Annotated in this window: 15 protein-coding genes; 2 read left to right on the forward strand and 13 right to left on the reverse strand. The window is 26.5% G+C overall.

The genetic code is table 11. The features are described 5' to 3' along the window. Positions 1–133: 133 nt before the first annotated feature. The 5 genes from I4V51_RS09320 to I4V51_RS09340 all read right to left on the reverse strand — a co-directional run bounded on the left by I4V51_RS09320 (position 134) and on the right by I4V51_RS09340 (position 6,175). The gene (locus I4V51_RS09320) at positions 134–1,216 is read right to left on the reverse strand and encodes an ABC transporter ATP-binding protein (protein WP_195988165.1); all 1,083 of its coding nucleotides are present in this window, start codon (positions 1,214–1,216) and stop codon (positions 134–136) included. Positions 1,217–1,233: 17 nt separating this feature from the next. Then, positions 1,234–2,130, reverse strand: a complete 897-nt coding sequence (locus I4V51_RS09325) for a sugar ABC transporter permease (RefSeq protein ID WP_195988166.1) — start codon at positions 2,128–2,130, stop codon at positions 1,234–1,236. A 5-nt stretch (positions 2,131–2,135) separates the two neighbouring features. Next, complete coding sequence (locus I4V51_RS09330) at positions 2,136–4,223, reverse strand: ABC transporter permease subunit (protein ID WP_195988167.1); 2,088 nt, start codon at positions 4,221–4,223, stop codon at positions 2,136–2,138. A gap of 40 nt (positions 4,224–4,263) precedes the next feature. After that, the gene (locus I4V51_RS09335) at positions 4,264–4,725 is read right to left on the reverse strand and encodes a hypothetical protein (RefSeq protein ID WP_195988168.1); all 462 of its coding nucleotides are present in this window, start codon (positions 4,723–4,725) and stop codon (positions 4,264–4,266) included. Between the two features lie 127 nt (positions 4,726–4,852). Further along, positions 4,853–6,175, reverse strand: coding sequence for a sugar ABC transporter substrate-binding protein (locus tag I4V51_RS09340; RefSeq protein WP_195988169.1), 1,323 nt, complete (start codon positions 6,173–6,175; stop codon positions 4,853–4,855). 702 nt (positions 6,176–6,877) lie between these two features. On the opposite strand from I4V51_RS09340, the gene I4V51_RS09345 reads away from it, so the two are divergent. Next, the gene (locus tag I4V51_RS09345; protein WP_195988170.1) at positions 6,878–8,104 is read left to right on the forward strand and encodes a helix-turn-helix transcriptional regulator; all 1,227 of its coding nucleotides are present in this window, start codon (positions 6,878–6,880) and stop codon (positions 8,102–8,104) included. 34 nt (positions 8,105–8,138) lie between these two features. Here I4V51_RS09345 and I4V51_RS09350 read toward each other — a convergent pair whose 3' ends face one another. After that, positions 8,139–8,474 carry a hypothetical protein gene (locus I4V51_RS09350; protein ID WP_195988171.1) on the reverse strand — a complete coding sequence of 112 codons (336 nt, stop codon included), beginning with the start codon at positions 8,472–8,474 and terminating at the stop codon, positions 8,139–8,141. Between the two features lie 187 nt (positions 8,475–8,661). Here I4V51_RS09350 and I4V51_RS09355 point away from each other — a divergent pair, with 187 nt between their 5' ends. After that, entirely contained in the window at positions 8,662–8,934 is a 273-nt protein-coding gene (locus tag I4V51_RS09355; protein ID WP_195988172.1) for a hypothetical protein, read from the forward strand. Positions 8,935–9,005: 71 nt separating this feature from the next. Here I4V51_RS09355 and I4V51_RS09360 read toward each other — a convergent pair whose 3' ends face one another. The 7 genes from I4V51_RS09360 to I4V51_RS09390 all read right to left on the reverse strand — a co-directional run bounded on the left by I4V51_RS09360 (position 9,006) and on the right by I4V51_RS09390 (position 20,932). After that, positions 9,006–10,280, reverse strand: a complete 1,275-nt coding sequence (locus I4V51_RS09360) for an HAD hydrolase family protein (RefSeq protein WP_195988173.1) — start codon at positions 10,278–10,280, stop codon at positions 9,006–9,008. Positions 10,281–10,481: 201 nt separating this feature from the next. Continuing rightward, positions 10,482–13,718 carry a sensor histidine kinase gene (locus tag I4V51_RS09365; RefSeq protein WP_195988174.1) on the reverse strand — a complete coding sequence of 1,079 codons (3,237 nt, stop codon included), beginning with the start codon at positions 13,716–13,718 and terminating at the stop codon, positions 10,482–10,484. A gap of 178 nt (positions 13,719–13,896) precedes the next feature. After that, positions 13,897–14,676 carry a formate/nitrite transporter family protein gene (locus I4V51_RS09370; RefSeq protein WP_195988175.1) on the reverse strand — a complete coding sequence of 260 codons (780 nt, stop codon included), beginning with the start codon at positions 14,674–14,676 and terminating at the stop codon, positions 13,897–13,899. A 323-nt stretch (positions 14,677–14,999) separates the two neighbouring features. After that, positions 15,000–15,680, reverse strand: coding sequence for a zinc-ribbon domain containing protein (locus tag I4V51_RS09375; RefSeq protein ID WP_195988176.1), 681 nt, complete (start codon positions 15,678–15,680; stop codon positions 15,000–15,002). A 225-nt stretch (positions 15,681–15,905) separates the two neighbouring features. Beyond that, positions 15,906–16,484: a CAP domain-containing protein gene (locus tag I4V51_RS09380; RefSeq protein WP_243281472.1), complete on the reverse strand. Its 579-nt coding sequence runs from the start codon at positions 16,482–16,484 to the stop codon at positions 15,906–15,908. A 281-nt stretch (positions 16,485–16,765) separates the two neighbouring features. Next, positions 16,766–17,389: a superoxide dismutase gene (locus tag I4V51_RS09385; protein ID WP_195988178.1), complete on the reverse strand. Its 624-nt coding sequence runs from the start codon at positions 17,387–17,389 to the stop codon at positions 16,766–16,768. Positions 17,390–17,731: 342 nt separating this feature from the next. Further along, on the reverse strand, positions 17,732–20,932 hold the full coding sequence (locus I4V51_RS09390) for a polysaccharide lyase 8 family protein (RefSeq protein WP_195988179.1): 3,201 nt from the start codon (positions 20,930–20,932) through the stop codon (positions 17,732–17,734). Between the last annotated feature and the right edge of the window lie 63 nt (positions 20,933–20,995).

Here is a 20,995-nt window from a genome sequence, read left to right on the forward strand (position 1 = left end):
ATATTTTTTGAAATTTTTATATTTATTTCCTAGATATAATTTGAAATTTTTTTATATTCTTTGATTAAAAAATAAAAAAAATGACCGTATGATATTGAATTTTTAAATTCAATATCATACGGTCTATTACACTTTAATTTATTCTTAATTCAGTTTCTGCATCGAAGAAATGTAAAGCACCTAAGTCAAATCCAAACTTATGCTTTTCTCCTGTTTCATATGGATGATATCCAGGAACTGTAATTACAAGATCTTTTCCGCTTTTTAATTTAACATATAAAGTTTTTTCTTTTCCTAAAACTTCTATTACATCAATTGTACATTCAAATGCATCTTTTTCAGAATTTCCTACAAATCTTTCAGAACGAATTCCTAAGTATACATCCTTACCATCATAGCTAGCTAATGATTTTAAATCTTCATCTGATGGAGTTAAAGAAATTAATCCATCTTCAGATACAAATTTATTTCCATCTATCTTTCCTTTGATCATGTTAATTGTTGGTGATCCTATAAATTTAGCAACAAACATATTTTGTGGTTTTTCATAGAATTCATATGGTTTACCAACTTGTTGTATCTTACCGTCATTCATAAGAACTATTTTAGTTGCCATTGTCATAGCTTCTACTTGGTCATGTGTTACATAAATAGAAGTAGTTCCTAACGCTTTATGAATCCTAACTAATTCAACTCTCATATGCTCTCTTAACTTAGCATCTAGATTTGAAAGAGGTTCGTCCATTAAGAATACGCTAGGCTTTCTAACTATAGCTCTTCCTAAAGCAACTCTTTGTCTTTGACCTCCAGATATATCTGATGGTTTAGAATATAAATATTTTTCTATTTGTAATAATTTTGCAGCTTCAGTAACACGTTCATTAATAATATTTTTTCTTTCTTTTCTCATTGATAAAGAGAATGCCATATTATCATAAACTGTCATGTGTGGATATAGAGCATAACTTTGGAAAACCATAGCTATGTCTCTATCTTTAGAAGCTAGTTTATTAACTCTTTTCTCACCAAATATTAAATCACCTTCAGTAATTGAGTTTAAACCTGCAATCATACGTAATAATGTAGTTTTACCACATCCTGATGGTCCTAATATTACACAGAAATCCTTATCTTCTATTTCTAAATTTATATGTCTTAACGTAAAATCTTCTCTACTTTCATATTTCTTTCCTATATTATTTAATGTTACCTTCATATCTACTATCTCCTATCCTATCCTTTTGTAGCCCCATTTGAAAGACCTGATACTAATTGTTTTTGTAATACAACGAATAATATTACTATAGGTATTGCCGTTAAAAGTGCTCCTGCTGTAAAGGCCGGTTGATTAATTGTACGCTCATCTGTTATAAGAGTTTGTAAACCTGCAGCTAATGTATAATCAGCTGATGAATTTAATAATACCTTTGGTAGTAAGTAATCACCAAATGGTCCTATGAATGACCATAAACCTATTATTGCAAGCATTGGTCTTGCAATTGGCATAATGATAAGTCTGTATATCTTCATACTAGAACATCCATCTATCTTAGCTGCATCATCTAGTTCTGTAGATATTGAATCTAAGTATCCTTTTAAAATAATAGTATTACCAGCTATACCTCCACCAGCATATATAAGTATAAGCATCATTTGTCTTGTAAAGCCAGGCATAATATCTGATGCAATAGAATACATTGTAAAATATGCTGTGATTCCAACGAATGTTGGTATTGTTTGTATAAGCATAACTGTCATAAGTGATGCTTTCTTTCCTTTAAATCTATATCTTGAATACGCATATCCAGTAAATGAAACTATTAATATTACTAAGATTGCTGTCGCAATACTTACAAATAAAGTATTACCCATCCATTTTAAATAAAGTGTATCTTTAAATAATGTTTCAAAGTGTTTAAATGAGAAGCTAAACTCTCCACCAATTATAAGTCTATTTGCTTGTGCTCCATTGAATGATGATATTACTATTTGTGCTATTGGCACTATTACCATCACTGCCCATAATATTAAGAAGGCATATGATACACCAAGTGCAATTTTTCCTCCAACAGTAAGAGGTTGCTTATCAGAAAGATATAAATCATTTTTTTTCTTTTTAAATATACTCATCATTCCTACCCCCTCTTAAATGCATCTGTGTTTTTATATCCTATATATGCAATTATAATAAGTGCTACAGAGATAATAACAGTAATTGTTGCACCTATAGCTTGATATTGACTGTTCATTGTTAATTTAAATATATAAGATATTAAAAGGTCTGATGAACCTGCTAAGTTACCATATTTACTTGGATCAAATGGTCCTCCATTATTAAATAAAGCTATAATACTGAAGTTATTAAAGTTAAATGTATATTGTCCAACTAAAAGTGGCGCTGTTTGGAATAGTACTAATGGTACTGTTATCTTACTTAATTTCTTAAAGCTTGTTGCTCCATCTATATCTGCTGCTTCATATAGCTCTGCATTTATAGATTGAAGTACACCAGTAGATAATAAGAATATATATGCACTACCAAGCCAAGCTTGTATACAAATTAATGTTAATCTTATTACAAATGGATCATTCTTTATTGAAAAATTCGGTCCAAAAACTTCCTTTAATGAGTTAACTACTGTACCGCCATCTGCTGCTAATATACTAAAGAATAATATTGAAATAAATGCTGGTACTGCCCATGGTAAAAGATAAATTGATCTAAATAATACTTTTCCTTTAATTCTATCATTATTAAGAACAATTGCTAAAATAAATCCTAAAGCTATTGCTAAAGTTGTAGCTCCAATAGTCCAAACTATAGTCCATCCTAATATTCTCCAGAATATTGCTCCTACCATACCTTCGCCTAGGAATATCATTTTGTAGTTCTTTAATGCTTCCCAACCAAATTTAGCTTGAGTATCTGGTCCCATTCCTGTAAATGATAAAAGTACTGTTGTAACAACTGGAATACATACTATAAATATAGTTATTATTGCTGCTGGAGATAAAACTAAATATGGGAATCCATCTTCAAATAATGTTTGTTTAGTTTCAATCCAACTCTTATATCTACTACCCTTAATTGTATCTTTTTCTACTTTATTTGCATCTTTAAAGCATACAAACATTAAGAAAATTGCTATTAATAGTAAGAAGATTGCTAATATACCTTCAATCATAAATATAATTGATCTATCAAGTCTACCACCATCTGCTGCTAGTGTTATAAGTCCTGATATACCATCACCTTTATAATTTCCGTATCCTAAAGAATAAGGAATTGCTATTAAATATATATATATTGTTGCAAAGAACATAATTATCGCTTTTATATATTGTTTATTTATTGCTTGAGCTAAACCTGGAATTAAGAATGTAACCCAAGATACCCAAGGCATAGTCTTTTCTGTTTCAATCGGATAAACTCTTCTTAAATCTGCAACATTAATATTTACAGTATTAATTTTTTGTTTAACCGTTCTAGAAAGTTCATACTTTTTATTTTTTACTATTTCCTCATTATATGTTTTCTCACATTCAAATGATTTTACTAATATAACTTCCTTATTTTTTCTTTTTAACTCTTTTATTGTGTTATCTTTTGCTTGTCCTGAAATTAATCCTTCTTTACACTTAGTCTTAATTTCTTTAATTCTCTCTTGTAATTTTTTATTTTCTTCTTCTTTAAAAATTTTAAATTCTGCATTAAATTTTTCGTTGTTTACATTATCCATTTTTGAAAGCTTATTTTGTGCTTCCTTTAACTCTTTTGTACACTCTTTTGCGAACTCAATTACTGGTGGTATTTGAGCTATTTCTAACTTACTTTGCTCATAAACTAATTCTGCCTCATAAGTTAATTTTATATAATTTCCATAAAATTTCACTAATTCCTGTGCTTTAAAAAGTCTTACTTGTAAATTTTGCACTTTTTTAGGTAAAGTTGTATCAACCTTACTTCTATAATCTGATACCTTATTTTTAACTTTTCTAAGGAATTCCTTTTCCTTCTCTTTATATTCTGCTAATTGTTTATTATAAGCATGATTTTTCTTATTCTTTACTAATTCATCTAATTTATTTTTTAATTCTTGTTTTTCCTTACCAGTTGCAGCTTCAATTTCTTCCTGTAAAGCCGAAACTTCATAAAGGTATAAATTTCTTCTATCATACTCTCGATTAATATTATCATATAAATACTTATTGAATTTTTTCAACCCTGTTACCTCCTTTTATACCCTCTGAATAATTTCATTACTATAAACTTTTAACATCTTTTAAACACTTCCCTAAGTAAAATATTGTTAAAATTAATGCTAAATAACCAATTCCACTCCCGATAAAGAATACTGAAAAATATTGTTCTCCTAGAAACGTTAGTGCAAATGCTCCTACTATTATCACACTCCAAATTATTACAAACATCTTATTTACTCTAAGTTTTGTAAATGTAAAATAACTATGAATTGCTACTGCCATTGGAGTTATTACTCTAACAAAGAATGTTGATATACATACATTTAAATATGTAGAATATAATTGGTTTGTTGTTTGATTTAATAAATCTTCCCCTAAATTTCCACTGGATAACCACATATTAAATAAACTTGCATCTTTTGCTTTAATTAACATATCTAATGATGTAATCATTAGAATTACTGCGCATATTGCTTCAATTGTATAAAATGTACCTCTTGGCATCTCTATACTATCTCTCATGTGGATCCTCCTTAGCCTACTTCAAACTATTAATAAAAAACTAACTAATAATTCTTAATAATAAATTTAATATAATTAATTGTAGTAAAAGGGGACTAAGTCCCCCTTTTTATTTTTCTAAACTATCTTACTTAAAATTAGCCATCATGCCATCGAATGCAGCTTTAACTTCTTTGTAAGCTTCTTCTGCATTTGCAGGGTTTTTAGCTGACCATGATAATAAAGAGTTTTGCCAAGTTTCCCAAACTTGTCCATATTCACTGAATAAAGGTCTTTTTATAGAAACTTCATATCCTTCATAAGTTGCATCTATAACTTTCTTTTGTAATTCATCAATTCCTTCATAATCTGCAGCTGTAGCATTTTCTAATACTTTTCCAGTTGCATTAAATAATTCTTTAGCATTTGCTGGGTTTACTATTTCTTTAATGAAAGCTTCTGCAACTTCCATTTGAGCCTCATTTTCTTCGCATCTTGCATTTATACCAAGACCCCATCCACCTTTCCAGTGAGTTAAAGGTTTTCCATTAAATGTTATTTGATTCAATGGAATAATTTCTAAGTTTTCTGCACTACCTACTAATTCACTAACTGAAGATGTTGCCCAAGGACCATCAATCTTTATAGCATCACTTCCACCAGTTTTGAATTGCTCATCAATATATCCACCAGCTGCATCCTTATCCCATAAAGATGTATTATTTTCTTTGTGAGCTTTCCAGTAGTTATATAATCCTTCAAATAATGATTTTTGTTCAGCAGTTAAATCTGCCCATTCTTTTGTAGCATCACTTGTTAACTCTTTGCTTAACAATTCAAAATCAGCTGAGTTTGTAAATGCAACTCCATACCAAGCATCATGAACTGTAGTTAAAATTTGATTATATTGTAAACTTGTGAATTCTATATTTTTAGTTGTATCTATGTTAGCAGCTTTTGCATTTTCAACATTAACATATCCAATTAATGTTTCTATGTTATAAGGGAATGCTAAATATTCTCCATCAACATTGAAGTTTCCTCCTAATCCACCCTTAAAGTCTTTGAATCCTCCAACTTCTTCTGCCATTTCTTCAGCAGGCATAGCGGCTAAAACTTGATTCTTCGCTAATCCATATAATCTATCAGCAGGTAAAGCAAATACGTCTGCAACGTCTGAATTTGTCGCATCAGTTTGGTCTAACACATCTAGATGATCGAATGATCCAGTTTCTATAAATTCTATTGTTGCATTTGGATACTTTTCAAGAACTGTTTCTTTAACTTCTTCATAGTAAGGTATCCATTCTTTTTCAGCTTGAACTTTTAAAGTTACTTTTTCATCACTTGATGATGAAGCAGTTCCTTTATTTCCGTCTCCTTTATTGCTATCCCCTTTATCACTTGCCCCACAAGCCACAAAGTTAATTGAAGTTGCAGCTACAAGTAATGTTACTAATAGTTTTTTCATAATATTCTCCTCCACTTTTCAAAAATTCTATTTATTTAAAGTTAATAAATTTTAACTTAAATACATTATAATCGCCTTTCAGAAACCGATTCCAAATAACATATCATCAGAAACCGTTTCCACTTTTTTTGTTTTCTAGTATCTCTAATTAATAATTACTAAGTTAATTAAAAACTCTTGTAATTGATTTCATTTGTTTTTAATATAACCCATTATACTTTTAAAATTGATGCTTGTCTACCCTTATCATAAAATTTTAGGTATCGTTTCCAATCAATTTCAAAAATTAATGTAATACTCAGAAAACCATATTAAATTAAAACATTTAACCTATTGGAAAATTATTTAATTTTTTATGTTTTTTTCTTTGTTTACATTTACATTATATCCAATAAAAAATTTATCGTCAATAAATTTTATAAATTTTATTGTGTTAAATTTCATATATATAATTGTATTTAAGATTTACTTTTCACTTTAAACTTTCACACATTTAAATACACTTATCATTTTTTTAAAAAATCCTTATATTTTTGACATTTTAATTTCTATTCAATTTAATTTATATTATTTTTAATATCCTCTTAATAGATACTTTATTCGCTATTTATGATATATTATAAATTGTTATATGATATATTTCATATTCATTGTTATTATTAACAATATTTAACTTATGGTTATAAACGAAAGGGTTAATACATGATTGATACATACAGTAATAATAAAAAAATGATTGGTTCAATAATAAAATTTAATAGAATAAATAATAACATTAGTCAAAAGCAATTATCAAAAGGTATCTGCGTACCATCATACTTAAGTCGTATTGAAAATGGAGAATTATTACCTAGTGAAGATGTTCTTTCTATAATTTTCAATAGACTTGGTCTTGAATTTAATGATTCTCCATCATTTATAAATAAAGGTATGAACTATTTAAAAGATTTTTTTGATAATTTAAATTTTAATGAATTTGATTATACAAACACACTTTTTGATATATTAGAAAGAGATGAAGATAAATATATATCCTCTCCTTTAATTATTGATTATTTTTTAGCAAAACTTGCAAGATATTCATCTACACCTAATAGGGATAAATTTGAAACTGCAAAAAATATGATTTTATCTTCTTTTGATTTATTATCAACTAATCAAAAATTTATATATAATTTCTATACAGCAATCGATATATTAATTTTATCTGATAATAAGCAAGATGGTAAAATTTTACTAAATCAAGCTTTAAGCTATAAGGAAAGTGGACATTGTTACTTTTGGTTATCATATTCCTATAGAATAGAAAATAATCCTATTAAAGCTTATGACTCAATTCAAAAAGCATTAAATTTATATGTTGCAGAAGGAAATATTATAAGTATCATGGATACATACGAGAAATTTGCTGAAGTTTATTTCATGTTAGATAACTACAGTGATGCTATTCATTATTTAGAAATATCACTAAATATGGCTAAGAAATTCAATAATATTTATTTCATTGAACATATTAACTCTATTTTATCTTGGAGTTATTATAGATTAAATGATTATGAAAAATCATTAGAATATTTAAATTATAATACTGGTTTAATAGATCACCGTATCATAATTCCTGATACTATTATTAAATCTCTAATTTATTTTACCCTCGGTGATAAAACTTCTTTAAAGGCTGTTATTAATTACTTAAATAATGATTACACCTTACAACATATTAGTAAAGATTTATCTAATTTAATTTATGAATTATTTCTAATCTTCATTAATGATGATAACTACATGAAAAATCCATTATTTGAAGAATTACTAATTAAAATTATTAATAATATTCAAAAATTAATCGAACTAAAAAAATTTTTTACAGACTTACTAAAAAAATATTATATAAATAATAGACGTTATAAAGATGCATTGTTTTTATAAAAAATAAGGGACTGCTACATCAGTCCCTTATTTTTTATAAATATTTAAATTTACACTCTGTAAAATCAAAATAATCTCTATATTCAAATCTACAAGTTCTTTCAAAATCATCCTCATTCCAGAAATTATTTCCTATTATATTACTTGAATCAACTAGTTCATTTATTTCATTATAATCTATAGTATTCCCATTATCTTTAATACAGCCTTTTAAACATCTTAATATGTCTTCTTTTTCTCCATAGCTTTCTAAACTATCTGTATCTGTATTTACTCTTATATACTTTACTCTAAACCCTTTATCATTTCCTATTTTTTTACCTAAATATGTCTCCTTAACAGCTGAAAGTGATGTAACTTTTATTTTCATAAATTATCCCTCCCACATTTTGTATACCTTTACATTATTAAGTATATTCGTTTAATTTTAAAATAGTACTAATAATATATTTTATTTGTATCCTAAACTGGTAATAAAAACAACGTATCATTATTTAAAATTAACATAAAACAATGATAGAAAATATATTTTTTATCATTGTCTTTAGGAGGTTAATATGAAGAAGTATAAAAGTGAAAAAATCAAAGAAGTTATCCATGGAAGCGATGAAGATCTTAATCTACATGAAATAAAAGCTAGAACTGGTGCTGGAAATGGATATAAACATCATGATTCCGATCATGATATTGAATTTGGTGAAGAATTAGGTGAATTCGATAAAACTCATAAAAGTCATAAAATAAAAGAAGTTATTAACCAACATGATGGAAATTTAAATTTACATGAAATAAAAGCTAAAACAGGTGCTGGAAGTGGTCATAAACATTAATATACAATATAACTAATATTATTTTATAAATAAAAATTGAGCTATTGCTTACTACAACAGCTCAATTTTATTTATTCCCAGAAATACGGTTCATATATTCTTTTTAATCTTTTAACTATTTCATTAGATTCATTTTTATTTATATTTATACTTTTTCCTTCTTCTGTACCTTCAAAGGTTATTATATCATCAGCATTAGTTAATTCTTTAATATACTTAATCATATTTTCCTTAACTGCCTTTTTATTATATATTTTTATATAAGAATATCCTGGGAAATCATCTGAACTATATTTTAAAACTTTAAATTTATCTATATAGCCTAAGTTCTTCATTTCTAAATATAATTTTTCAATCTTTACTGTTTCATCTATAATCATTAAATATACTGCGCCATATCTTTCTGGCAATTCTTCTTTTATATAATTTCTATATGGAGATGATCTAAGGGTATCATAAATTTTCTTTTCTATTTGATTTTTAAAATCACTATAATAAATAACTACCGAATCTTCAATTACTACATTTATAAAACAATGCAAATTCTTTTCCTTAAATAACTCTAAAAATTCCTTTGTTTCTGAATGCGTCATTTCATATACTTTTAAATATCTATTATCTTTTACATCAAATAATATAGCTCCATCCATAGCTATTACAGGAAGTTTTATTCTTATATCTTTTAATGCTTCTAATAATGCTCCTGGCGTTCTCATAGTTGCAATAGTAAATTTCAAACCATCATCTAGCATCTTATTTAATTCAATCTTACTATAAGAAGTTAATGTATCATTCATATTTAATAATACTCTATCTAGTTCCGAAACAAATAATAAGTTATTTCTTCTCCTTCTTGGAATTCTAACTGTATTTATTATTAAAGCCAAGCCTATACCTATCATTGTATCTAAAACTCTATTGAATACAAAGAAATATGGGTTTTTATCAGTAAGATGATTAACAACTATACTTAAAAAAACTACACATGAAAAATAAGATGAATTCTTCTTATTTATTAATACCGTTGTATATATAACAGGTATTATTAATATAGATATTGTTAAATATCTAATAAATTCATTATCAAATACTAAGAAATAATATTCTAACAATATCATTACCAATCCATAAACTGCTCCTATCATTGTACCTATTGTTCTTTGTTTTGCATTTGCTCTTGCATTGCTAGGATAGGGTTGCATACACCATAAAACAGATAGTGCTGTATAAAATGGTGCCCCTTGTCTCCCTCTAAGTAAATAAATAATAAATCCTAACAGTACTCCAATTGATGATTTAATAATACGCATTCCTATTGGTGGAAGTGCTGTTGATTTAACTTTCATTAATATCCTCCATATCTAATTATCATTTTTTATTAATAATTTATGGTTATCATAAATTATTATAGCTTAAACTATATCATCATCAATTATTTTATGCAATAAAACCTAAAAATCTCTCTTTTACGTATTATACTTTACCATTAATAAGTTAAAGTTAAAAAATAAAAAAGGATTCATTTTTGAATCCTTTTTTATTATGAACTACTTTCTATATTCTATTATATCCTCATTTTTTTGTTTTACTGGAAGAATAACTATAAATTCACTTCCCTTTCCAATTTCACTTGATATATCTATAGTTCCTCCATGCAACTCTATTAATTGTTTACTTAATGTTAATCCTAATCCACTTCCACCAAATTCCTCTGACGTACTGTTATAAGCTTGATCAAATCTATTAAATATTGATTTATATTTACTCCTATCAATTCCTATTCCTGTATCTTTAACACTTACTTTAACACATTCATTACACTCACTTACTCTTACTTCTATTACGCCACCTCTTTTTGTGAATTTAACAGCATTAGATATAAGGTTCATTATAACCTTTTCAATCTCAGAAGAATCACACTGAATTATTTTTTCTTCTATATCAGGATCTATTATAAGCTCTATTCCTTGTTCTTCTATATAATCCTTCATTGATAATGCTAACTCTTCAACTAAATACACAATATCACACTCTTCTATATTTAATTTATAACTTCCTGACTCTATTTTAGAAGTATTTATTATATTATCTATTAGCCTAATTAATCGATTCGAATTTCTCTTTATAGTATTCATATAATGAGATATTTTTTCTCTAGATATTCCCTCTTCTCTTTTATTTAAATTATCTACTACATGTTGAGCAGAAACTATAATATTAAGAGGCGTTCTTAATTCATGAGATAAATTTACAAAATAGTTATTTTTATACTTTTCGTTAGCTAATAGCCTTTTGTATAACTCTTCATTTTCTACTAATTTTTTATTTAACTCTACAGTCTTTTGAGCTACTAACCCATCTAATATCTTAACCCTATTCCATATAATAAATATTATACATATGGAAATAGCAAAATATATAAAATAAGCTAATGTCGTTTTATATATAGGTGGGTCCACTATTACATTAATACATGTTGGTTCACTAAAATCACCCTTTGCATTTCTTGCACAAACCTTAAAAACATATTTACCGGGCTCTATATTTATATAATTTGCATAATTCCTTGATCCTGCATTAATCCATTTGTTATCTATTCCTTCTAACATATAAAAATACTGTAAATTGCTACTTGAATAATCAGGTAAGAAAAATTCAAATTCTATCATATTTTCATTATAATTTAAATTTATTGTATTATTTTCTTTTTCGTATAATGTATTATCTCCACTTATAAACTCACCAATTTGCACCTGTGGTATATAACTTTTTACTTCTATGTCCCTTGGATAAAATGATGTAAATCCATTTATTCCTCCAAAAAACATTTCTCCACTTCTACTTTTATAATAAGAATATTGATTAAATTCATTTGATTGTAACCCATCATCTACATTAAAATTTATGAATTTATCTTCTTTTATATCAAACTTAGATATACCATAATTAGTAGAAAGCCATAAATTATTATCTTCATCAAATAACATTCCATAAACAAATGAATTATTCATTCCATCTTCTTCATTATATAATATTATATCATTTGTATCCTTATTTAACTTTACTAACCCAGAATCAGTTCCTAACCAAATATAACTATCATCAGAGTTTATAGAATAAACCCTACTATAAAACTTTTTATATCCACTTAAATTATATTTTTCAAATTTTCCATTAGTATACCTTATTAACCCATTATCGATATCTGCAGCAAACCATATATCTCCATCCTTATCTTGATGAATATCTACAATAGGACTTTGAGTTATTCCTGAATCTAATAGTTGTTTACTATAATTAATTATATTTCCATTTCTATCATAACTACATATTCCCCCGTAAGTTCCTATCCATAATACACCATCACTATCTATTAATAATGATAATATATCATTAGATGCTAAACCATGACTTTCTTTAAATGATACCAGCGTATCAGTAGCCTTGTTATAAAGATCTAAACCATGCTGAGTAGCTATCCAAATTTCATTATCTATACCTGTTATTTCCCGTACCATATCATTACTTATTGATATTTCTTCTTTATTATATGATTTATGATTTATTTTTTTTACTTGGCCACTTTCTCTATCAATCACATCTATTCCATCTAACATAGTTCCTACCCATAACAATCCGTCATTATCTTCATATATTCCAGATATATATTGTTCTGTTACAGAATTTGTATTTAACTCACTAGTTCTATAGCTCTTAAACTCATTAATCTTATTATAAGTACTTATTCCTCCTGGAGTACCGACCCACATCATTCCAGAATTATCTTCAAATACAGTATTTATATCATTACTAACCACATTAGAAAAATCATATTTATCAGATTCTTTTCTATTAAATATATTATTTTTTTCATCATAATATGCAAGCCCATAATCAGTTGCTACCCATACCTCACCGCTACTATTTTTTAATATATCTTTTATATAAGCACCTGGTAAATCTGTACTTTCATTTCCTGAAAAAAACCTTTCTATAACTCCATTATTTAAATTTATTCTATTCAATCCTAAGTAGCATGTACCAACCCATAATTCTTGATTATTATCATCATAATATAAACTAGATATATAATTTCCTGAAATTGAATTGTTATTATTATGATCATATAAATATTCTATAACTTCGCCATTTATCTTATCTATTTTATTTAATCCTTCCTTAGTTCCAACCCAATAATTTCCATATCTATCTTGTTCTAAAGCATTTATCGCCTGACCTGAAAGCTCTCCCTTTTCATATCCTTGTCCATATATTCTTACGAAATCATCTTTATCCTCATTATATATATTTAATCCATTATTAGTTGCTACTAATATTTCTCCATCTTCACCTATCAGTATATCTCTAATTCTATAATGAGATATATTGCACCCATTTTCATTTGGTAAATATCTAGTTATCTTATTTGTGGACACATCAATTTTATTCAAACCAGTTGTAGTACCTACCCAAATATTACCTGATTTATCCTCATTAATTGAAGTTATTGCATTACCACTTAATGAATTTTCCATTTTTTTATTTTTTCTATATATCTTAATTTTATGTCCATTATATCTATTTAATCCATCCCTTGTACCAATCCATACATACCCACTACTATCTTGAAATATGGATTCAACACTAATTTGTGATAATCCATCATTTATATTTCTTACCTTAAAACTATTTAAATCATTTATTTGCTGTGCATTTACATCTATATTAATGTTTAACATAATAATTATTAAACAACATAATACCCTAATAAAACCTTTACACATTTTTTTACCTCTTTCTTCCCTCCTTAATTAATTCGACATATACTATTAATATCCTTTTTTATCTAATTATGCATTATTTTTTTATTTTATGTAATAATATAAATTTAATTATATAAAATAAGAAGAGTTAATCTAATGATAACTCTTCTTACTTTATTAATATTATAATTTATCTTATCTATTTTACAGCTTTTCCTTTTCTTGATATTAAATAGTAAGGAATTGCAACAAATAATATTCCACCTACCATATTTCCTAAAGTAACAACAACTATATTGTAAATATATCCCACTATACTTACAGCTGCTGTACCTGGTGATAAAAGCGCTATTGTAAGCAATGTCATATTAGCAACACTATGCTCAAATCCAGCTGTTATAAATATAAATAAACACCAGAATATCATTATTAACTTAGAAACATCATCTTTACATCTAAAAGTACACCATACTGCTAAACAAACTAAAATATTACAGAATAACCCTCTAAAAAATAATTCTTGTGCTGGTAAACTCATCTTTGTAGCTGCAGTGTTTGCTATGAACTCTCCAACTGGTCCTTTTGCAAGTCCTGTTAAATAAAACATATATCCTGATAATATAGATCCAACTAAATTTCCAATAAAACTAACTATCCATACCTTTATAGTTTCTAACCATGATAAGTTTTTATTTAATGATCCAACTGCCATTATAAAGTTATTTCCAGTAAATAATTCTGAACCAGCAAATACAACTAAACTTAAAGCTCCACCAAAAGCAATTCCCATAACAATTTTAGTTGCTGGTGATGCTGATGCTATTAACAATCCCCCAATAGTAAATATAAGCATTATAGCCATACCTACAAATAGTCCCGCTAGCATCGATGAAGCAAAATATCCTACCTTATTATTCTTTAATAAGTCACTTTTTGCCTTAGCTGCTCCTGCAACTTTGTTAAATTCCTCGTTAAACATATTATTTCCCTCCCATTTAATTGTTATTTAAATAACAATATTTAATAGCATTATACATTCTACAAGGGAGTTATACAGTGATTAACATCACGAAAATTATACATTTTTACTAAATTATATCTATCTTTTTACACTTTTATTCCCTATTTTCTTCTTTAATATAAATTTTCAATAAATTTTATAATATTTTTTATAAATCTAACATTCACTTCTCTTAAAGTTAAATTGATATTTTTTTATCATTTATTAAATTTGAATTATTTCTATAAATAAAAAGTATCTTCTATAGTAAAAATATAGAAGATACTTTTTGATAGTTTATATTATTGTCTATTAAAATAGTTTATTCCATCATTAGGCTTAAAATATGTTCTTATATATCCATCTGTTGATACAAATACTATTTCATTTTTATTTTCATTATAATATATTTCATCTCCATCTTCTGCTTCAGTCTTATGTTTAGAATCTGGTGATTTAATAACTTCATTCGCCCCTTCCACATACTCCTCTTTTGATTTATACCCAAATTCATTTCCATGCTTTAAGAAATGATCATCTAATAATTGATCATTACGGAACTGAAAAGAAGCATTAGTGCTTTGTCCATTCTCTGAAGTTCTTCCTATATCTGTCCAATTTAATTCTATATTAAATAATTTACCTATTAATAAAACTACAAGGACTAACCCAGCTATTATAATATTTCTAACTGTCTTTCCTTTTCCATTATGATTACTGTTATCTTTTATAGTTGTAGACCTATTTAGATCCGTGTTATTTACATTCTTGTTATTTACATTCTTGTTATTTATATTCCCATTTTTATTACTATTTATATTATCATTCTTATTCGAATTCTTATTTGAGCTATTATTCTTATTTTCTTTTCTACATTCACTACATCTCTTAGGCAAGTCTAAGTTCTTATCCTTAAAAAATTTAATTTCTGAATCTGACAATACAAACTCTTTTCCACATTGTTTACAATTTCTTTTTATCACTGAATACCTCCATTTTACTTCTTTCTTAATACTTTAAAGTTATTCTTATATCTATATTAACATATTAACATTAAAATATTAATTACTATGTTATCATATAAACCTTAAAAGGTAAAAAAAATATTTAAAAAAGGTATTTAACTGAATTATTTTAGATTTTTCAGTTAAACACCTTATATTATAAAGATAATCTTGTACTATTCATATTCTAAATTATATTAATTTCTATTTATAAAACTCTTGGGTTGCATACACCTTATTTCCAACCTTATATACACCTATACCAATACTATCAAAATTAGTTGATAATATATTCTTTCTATGACCTTCTGAATTCATCCAGTTTTCCATAAATTTATTTGCTAGTGCTGTTGGATCTGTAATTCCTCCTATATAAGCTATATTTTCTCCCCATGCTTTATATGAAACTCCATCAGCTTTCATTTTACTTGTTATGTAGTTACCACTTAAATCTGCATGGCTAAAATAATTATTATCTCCCATATCTTGTGATTTAATTCTTGCATATTTCTCCATAGTAGAATTATAACTTAAAGGTGCTACCCCTGCTTTAGCTCTTTCTTCATTTACTTTATTAAAAATAGCTTGTTCAACTTGTGCCATAAACTTATCTGAAGTAACTGTGCTATTTTCAGTGCTTCCTTGATTGCTTGATGGTTTTACCGTTCTATTATATACTACCCTTCTAGATGTTGTGCTACTATTAACTGTAGCTGCATTAGCTTGTATACCTCCAGTAAATATTGTTCCTAATAATAATAATCCTATTACTTTCGATTTCATTTCCATTCCTCCTATAATTTGAACTAACCTTATAGTTCATTTTTAGTCGTTATGTACTTTTACGTCTTAAACAACTTGTCCACCTAATAATAACATGAATATTTATCTTTTATAATAGTGGATTACTACTAAATATACCTTTTATAATCTTTTAGTAAATTTATTATCACTTATAGTTAATAATTCTAATTTTGTTATTACTTATGATATTAATTTAACTTACATAAGAGCTAGTAATACTCTACTAGCCATTATGTATTATTTTTCTTTATATAATATCTCTATTTCTTATTACATTCTTTTAAATAATTTTCTTCTATCTTACTCCAGTCTATTATATTCCATATATTTTTCACATATTCAGCTCTTAAGTTTTTATATTTTAAGTAATATGCATGTTCCCAAACATCAATAGTTAATATAGGCTTCATTTTAAAAATTAATGGTGAATCTTGATTTGATGTAGATATAATATCAAGTTCTCCTTTTTCATTTATAACAAGCCACCCATAACCTGATCCAAATTGATTTATTGCTTTATTTGATATTTTCTCTTTTAATTTATCTAAGTCTCCATACTTTTTCTTTATTTCATTTAATAAAATTCCTTCTGGGCATCTTTTAGGCTTCTTACTTAAAATCGAAAAGTAAAGATTATGATTAGCTACTCCTCCACCTTGATTTATTACATCCCTTCTTATTTCCATAGGGATTTTTTCAACATTAAAAAGTATTTCTTCCAATGTTTTTCCATCAGTAAATTTTTCATATCCTTCAAGTACCTTATTCAACTTATCTACATATCCCTGTAAATGCTTTGTATAATGAATACATACTGTTTCTGTATCAATATACGGATTTAGATCTTTAAATTTATATTGTAATGGCCATTTATCGTATTTCAATATAGTTACCCCTTTTTAATTAAAGCATTTATTATAAGCTATTCTAAAAAATATTTAATTATTCTTATATAAATACATATATATTACTAATAATGTTGTAAACTTTGCTATTGTAGCTCTTAAATCAAATGGAGATAACCAAAATAATGGTAGCAATTCCGATAAATTGCCACAGACAAGAGAATTTAATTGACTTCCTTATTTAGATATAAAAAAAGATGTCCTTCAAAAGAACATCTTTTCTTAACTCATAATAATTAATTCAAATTCATATCACGTTCCAAAAAAGAACTCTTTTTCACCACCTCTTTTTATATACATAAAATAATCATTTTAATTATTCTATTTTCTTTTTCCTAATCTAGCTCCTGAAACAATAATGGATATTGCAATTCCAATTACTGCAAAAGTTGATATTTTACCCGTTATAGGTAATTTACCACTATTATTAGATATGCTATTATTTAAATTTTTATCTGAATCTGATGTATTATTACTATTATTCTCTTTACTAGAAGTATTAATATCTTTTACTACGAGTTTAGATAATTTATCTTGTAAACTTAGTACAGACTCATCAATTTCTTCTTGAGCCGAATTTCTGTCTTCATTCACTTTTTTAGCATTATTTAATGCTACCACAAAAAGATTCCAACTTTCTTTTGTGTAACTTTCTGAAGATATTTGTGATGCTTCCTCAATTATTTTTTTAAGTTCAACTCTAGAAATTTTTTCAAGTTTTTTAATAGCTTCTTTTAAATGAGAAATTGATTTATCAATTAAATCTTGTGGAGCATCATCATCAACTTTTTCCACTTCTGTCAATGCTAATATCATATTGTTCCAACTTACTGCTGTATAATCATCCTCATTTAACTCTTTTGCTTCTAAAATAATATTATTTAAATCATTTATAGTACTAAGTTCAAAAGTTGCTTCAAATGAAGAACCATTTGCATTTTTTGTATTAACTATAATATCTATTGCATTTTCATTTATACTACTAGCTATTCTTTCATTACTAGATAATAATTTAGCATTAGGTATATTTAATACTAAATGTATATTTTCCAACTCAAAAGTTGGATCAGAAACTGAAAGTTTAAGTTTGTTACCTTCTTTTTTTATCATTAAAGAAGCCTGATTAAATGATGTAACATTTCCAACCGTTGTCTCTTCATTATTAAAGAAATTATATCCAATAATATTTAAATCAGTTTGTTCTACTGCATGAACAGAATTACTATTTGCTAATATATTTATTTTAGGATTTTTAGAATACTCATTAGTCATTTCACTATTAAAATTTGGTAAAATAACATATGAATAACTATCATTATTCGGATTAATCCCATGTTCATATGTTAATGTAGTAAATTGACTTGTCACATTTTCATTAGGGTTTTGCTGTCTAATTTCTCTTAAGTTTGCAGTTCTTAACTCTTTATTTACTGTAACCTTTTTATTTGTCGGAAAATAATATCCAACATTTGATTTTGATGAATCAGATGAGTAATTTATCCATTCTAAATCAGCATACTCTTGATTTTCTAAATTAAATATTTCATTAGAAGATTTATTTTTTCCTAGTAATGTTATATTTTCAGATGGTAAAGACATAACATTATCTATAGTAGTAGTAACCCCTCTTTGAAGATCATCACTTATATTAGATCCTAATACAACAATCTCATTATCAAACATAAACCAAGACTTATTTGCATTAGCATTTTTATAAACTACAAAATCCTCTGGTAGTATACCTTCTTGTTTAGCTGCATAAGCGTTATCATCACCAAGTTGCATAGCAGAAATACCATAACTATCAATAGTTGTTCCACCTGAATAACTATTAGTTCCCGTCGGGAAATAAACATAATCATTTTGTGATACTGATGATGATGTAAAGTTAAGTTCATGATTAGAATTTTCATACCAATTTTTATTATAAAGTTCAGGAATAGTTTTTCTTATTTCATTAGGAGTAGTTGTACCTGGTAAACGATAAGGATTAATAGTTGCAAAATATTTTGCCCCATATGAATTAGTTTGATCATTACCTGATTTATATAAGTAGAAAGCTCCATCTCCTTGGAACCAAGGTTTTAAGTTTTCACCACTCATATATTCATATTTTGATATACGACTAGAGCTTCTTGAAATAGCAAACGCATAGCCTTCTCTAATATGAACTGTTTTCTCCATAGAATTAAAATCATAATGCTCCGATTCCTGAAGTGCATTTTTAGCAATTATCTTTTCATCATTTATAATAGCATTAAAATCTATTATTGACTTAAAAGATAGGAATCCATTTGTAGATATAGAAGTCTTATCATTAATATATTTAATATATGCTTTTAATTTCTCAGCATCATCCTTATCCATTGCTTCACTTAATTGAGTCATACATTCTATAATTGCAACTGCATCACTATATCCTGTAGTTACTCTAGAAAGACCTCTTCCTTTAACAATCTCCATCATATAACCTTCATAAATAACAGGTGAGAATGCCTTATAAATCCACGTACTCATTTTTTCAACTAAACTTTCGTTACTCCATTTAGTACCATTTAATATAGAGATAGCTTGCATGCTTCTTTGGAGTAAACCTTTACCATAAGAGCCTGTATATGCAACTCTATGATGTTGTATAAAAGATCCATCTTCATAAAATCCGTCAGTAACTCCATTTTGTATATTATTAGGATCAATAGTTTCATAAACAGTCATCATATCTCTAACTGCTTTTTCTATTCTTTTTTCATCATTTATTAATGTACCTTGAATTATTCTATTAAACGCTATATCAGTTAAATTTGCACCAGTATGAAAACGACTTGTTAAATCTATATCTCCATTTGTATTTCCATCTATTATACCACCTCTAATATAGTTATCCATCGTAGAAACATATAAATTAATAAGTTCTGGATTAAAAGAATTTATTTCGTCTTCCAAAAGCATTAAAATTTTTGTAATACTTTGAGACATACCTATTTCCCAATGAAACCAATTTCCATAATACCCATCAGATGTCTTAGAATAATAATTGCTATATAACCAATCTAATCCCTCAATTATTTTATTTTTTAAATCTTCATTTTTATAATAATTATTGTTGCTAGCAGGGGTGCTATATAATAGAGCTAATTCATATAATTTTGCATAACTACTATTTAAATTATTAGCCGTATCTTGATTCTCTAATGAAATTCCTAAAAATAAAGTATCCCCTGATTTAACATAATCACCTAAAGCTGCTTTACCTTTTTTAATTATGTTACTTATTTTAGAGTTTAGTAAGCTATTAGAGTTAATTTCTTCATTACCTATTAAAAAAGCTTTATAATTATTTTTTATAATTGAAAAATCGTTTTCTGAGATATATGTATTAGTTACAGAACTAACAATAGCTACATTCTTGGAGTTAAAAACAGATAAGCTTTCTTTAGATAAGTCAATATTTTTTATAGCTGTTGGTACTATATAAGTCGCCGATAAGAAAAGAGAAATTCCCGTTATAAATGTATTATTCATAATATATCACCTCTTATAAAATTTAATTAACCTTAACAATATAAAACATTTGAATAAATTTAA

The sequence above is a fragment of the Clostridium sp. D53t1_180928_C8 genome, from assembly GCF_015667795.1.
GTDB lineage: Bacteria > Bacillota > Clostridia > Clostridiales > Clostridiaceae > Clostridium.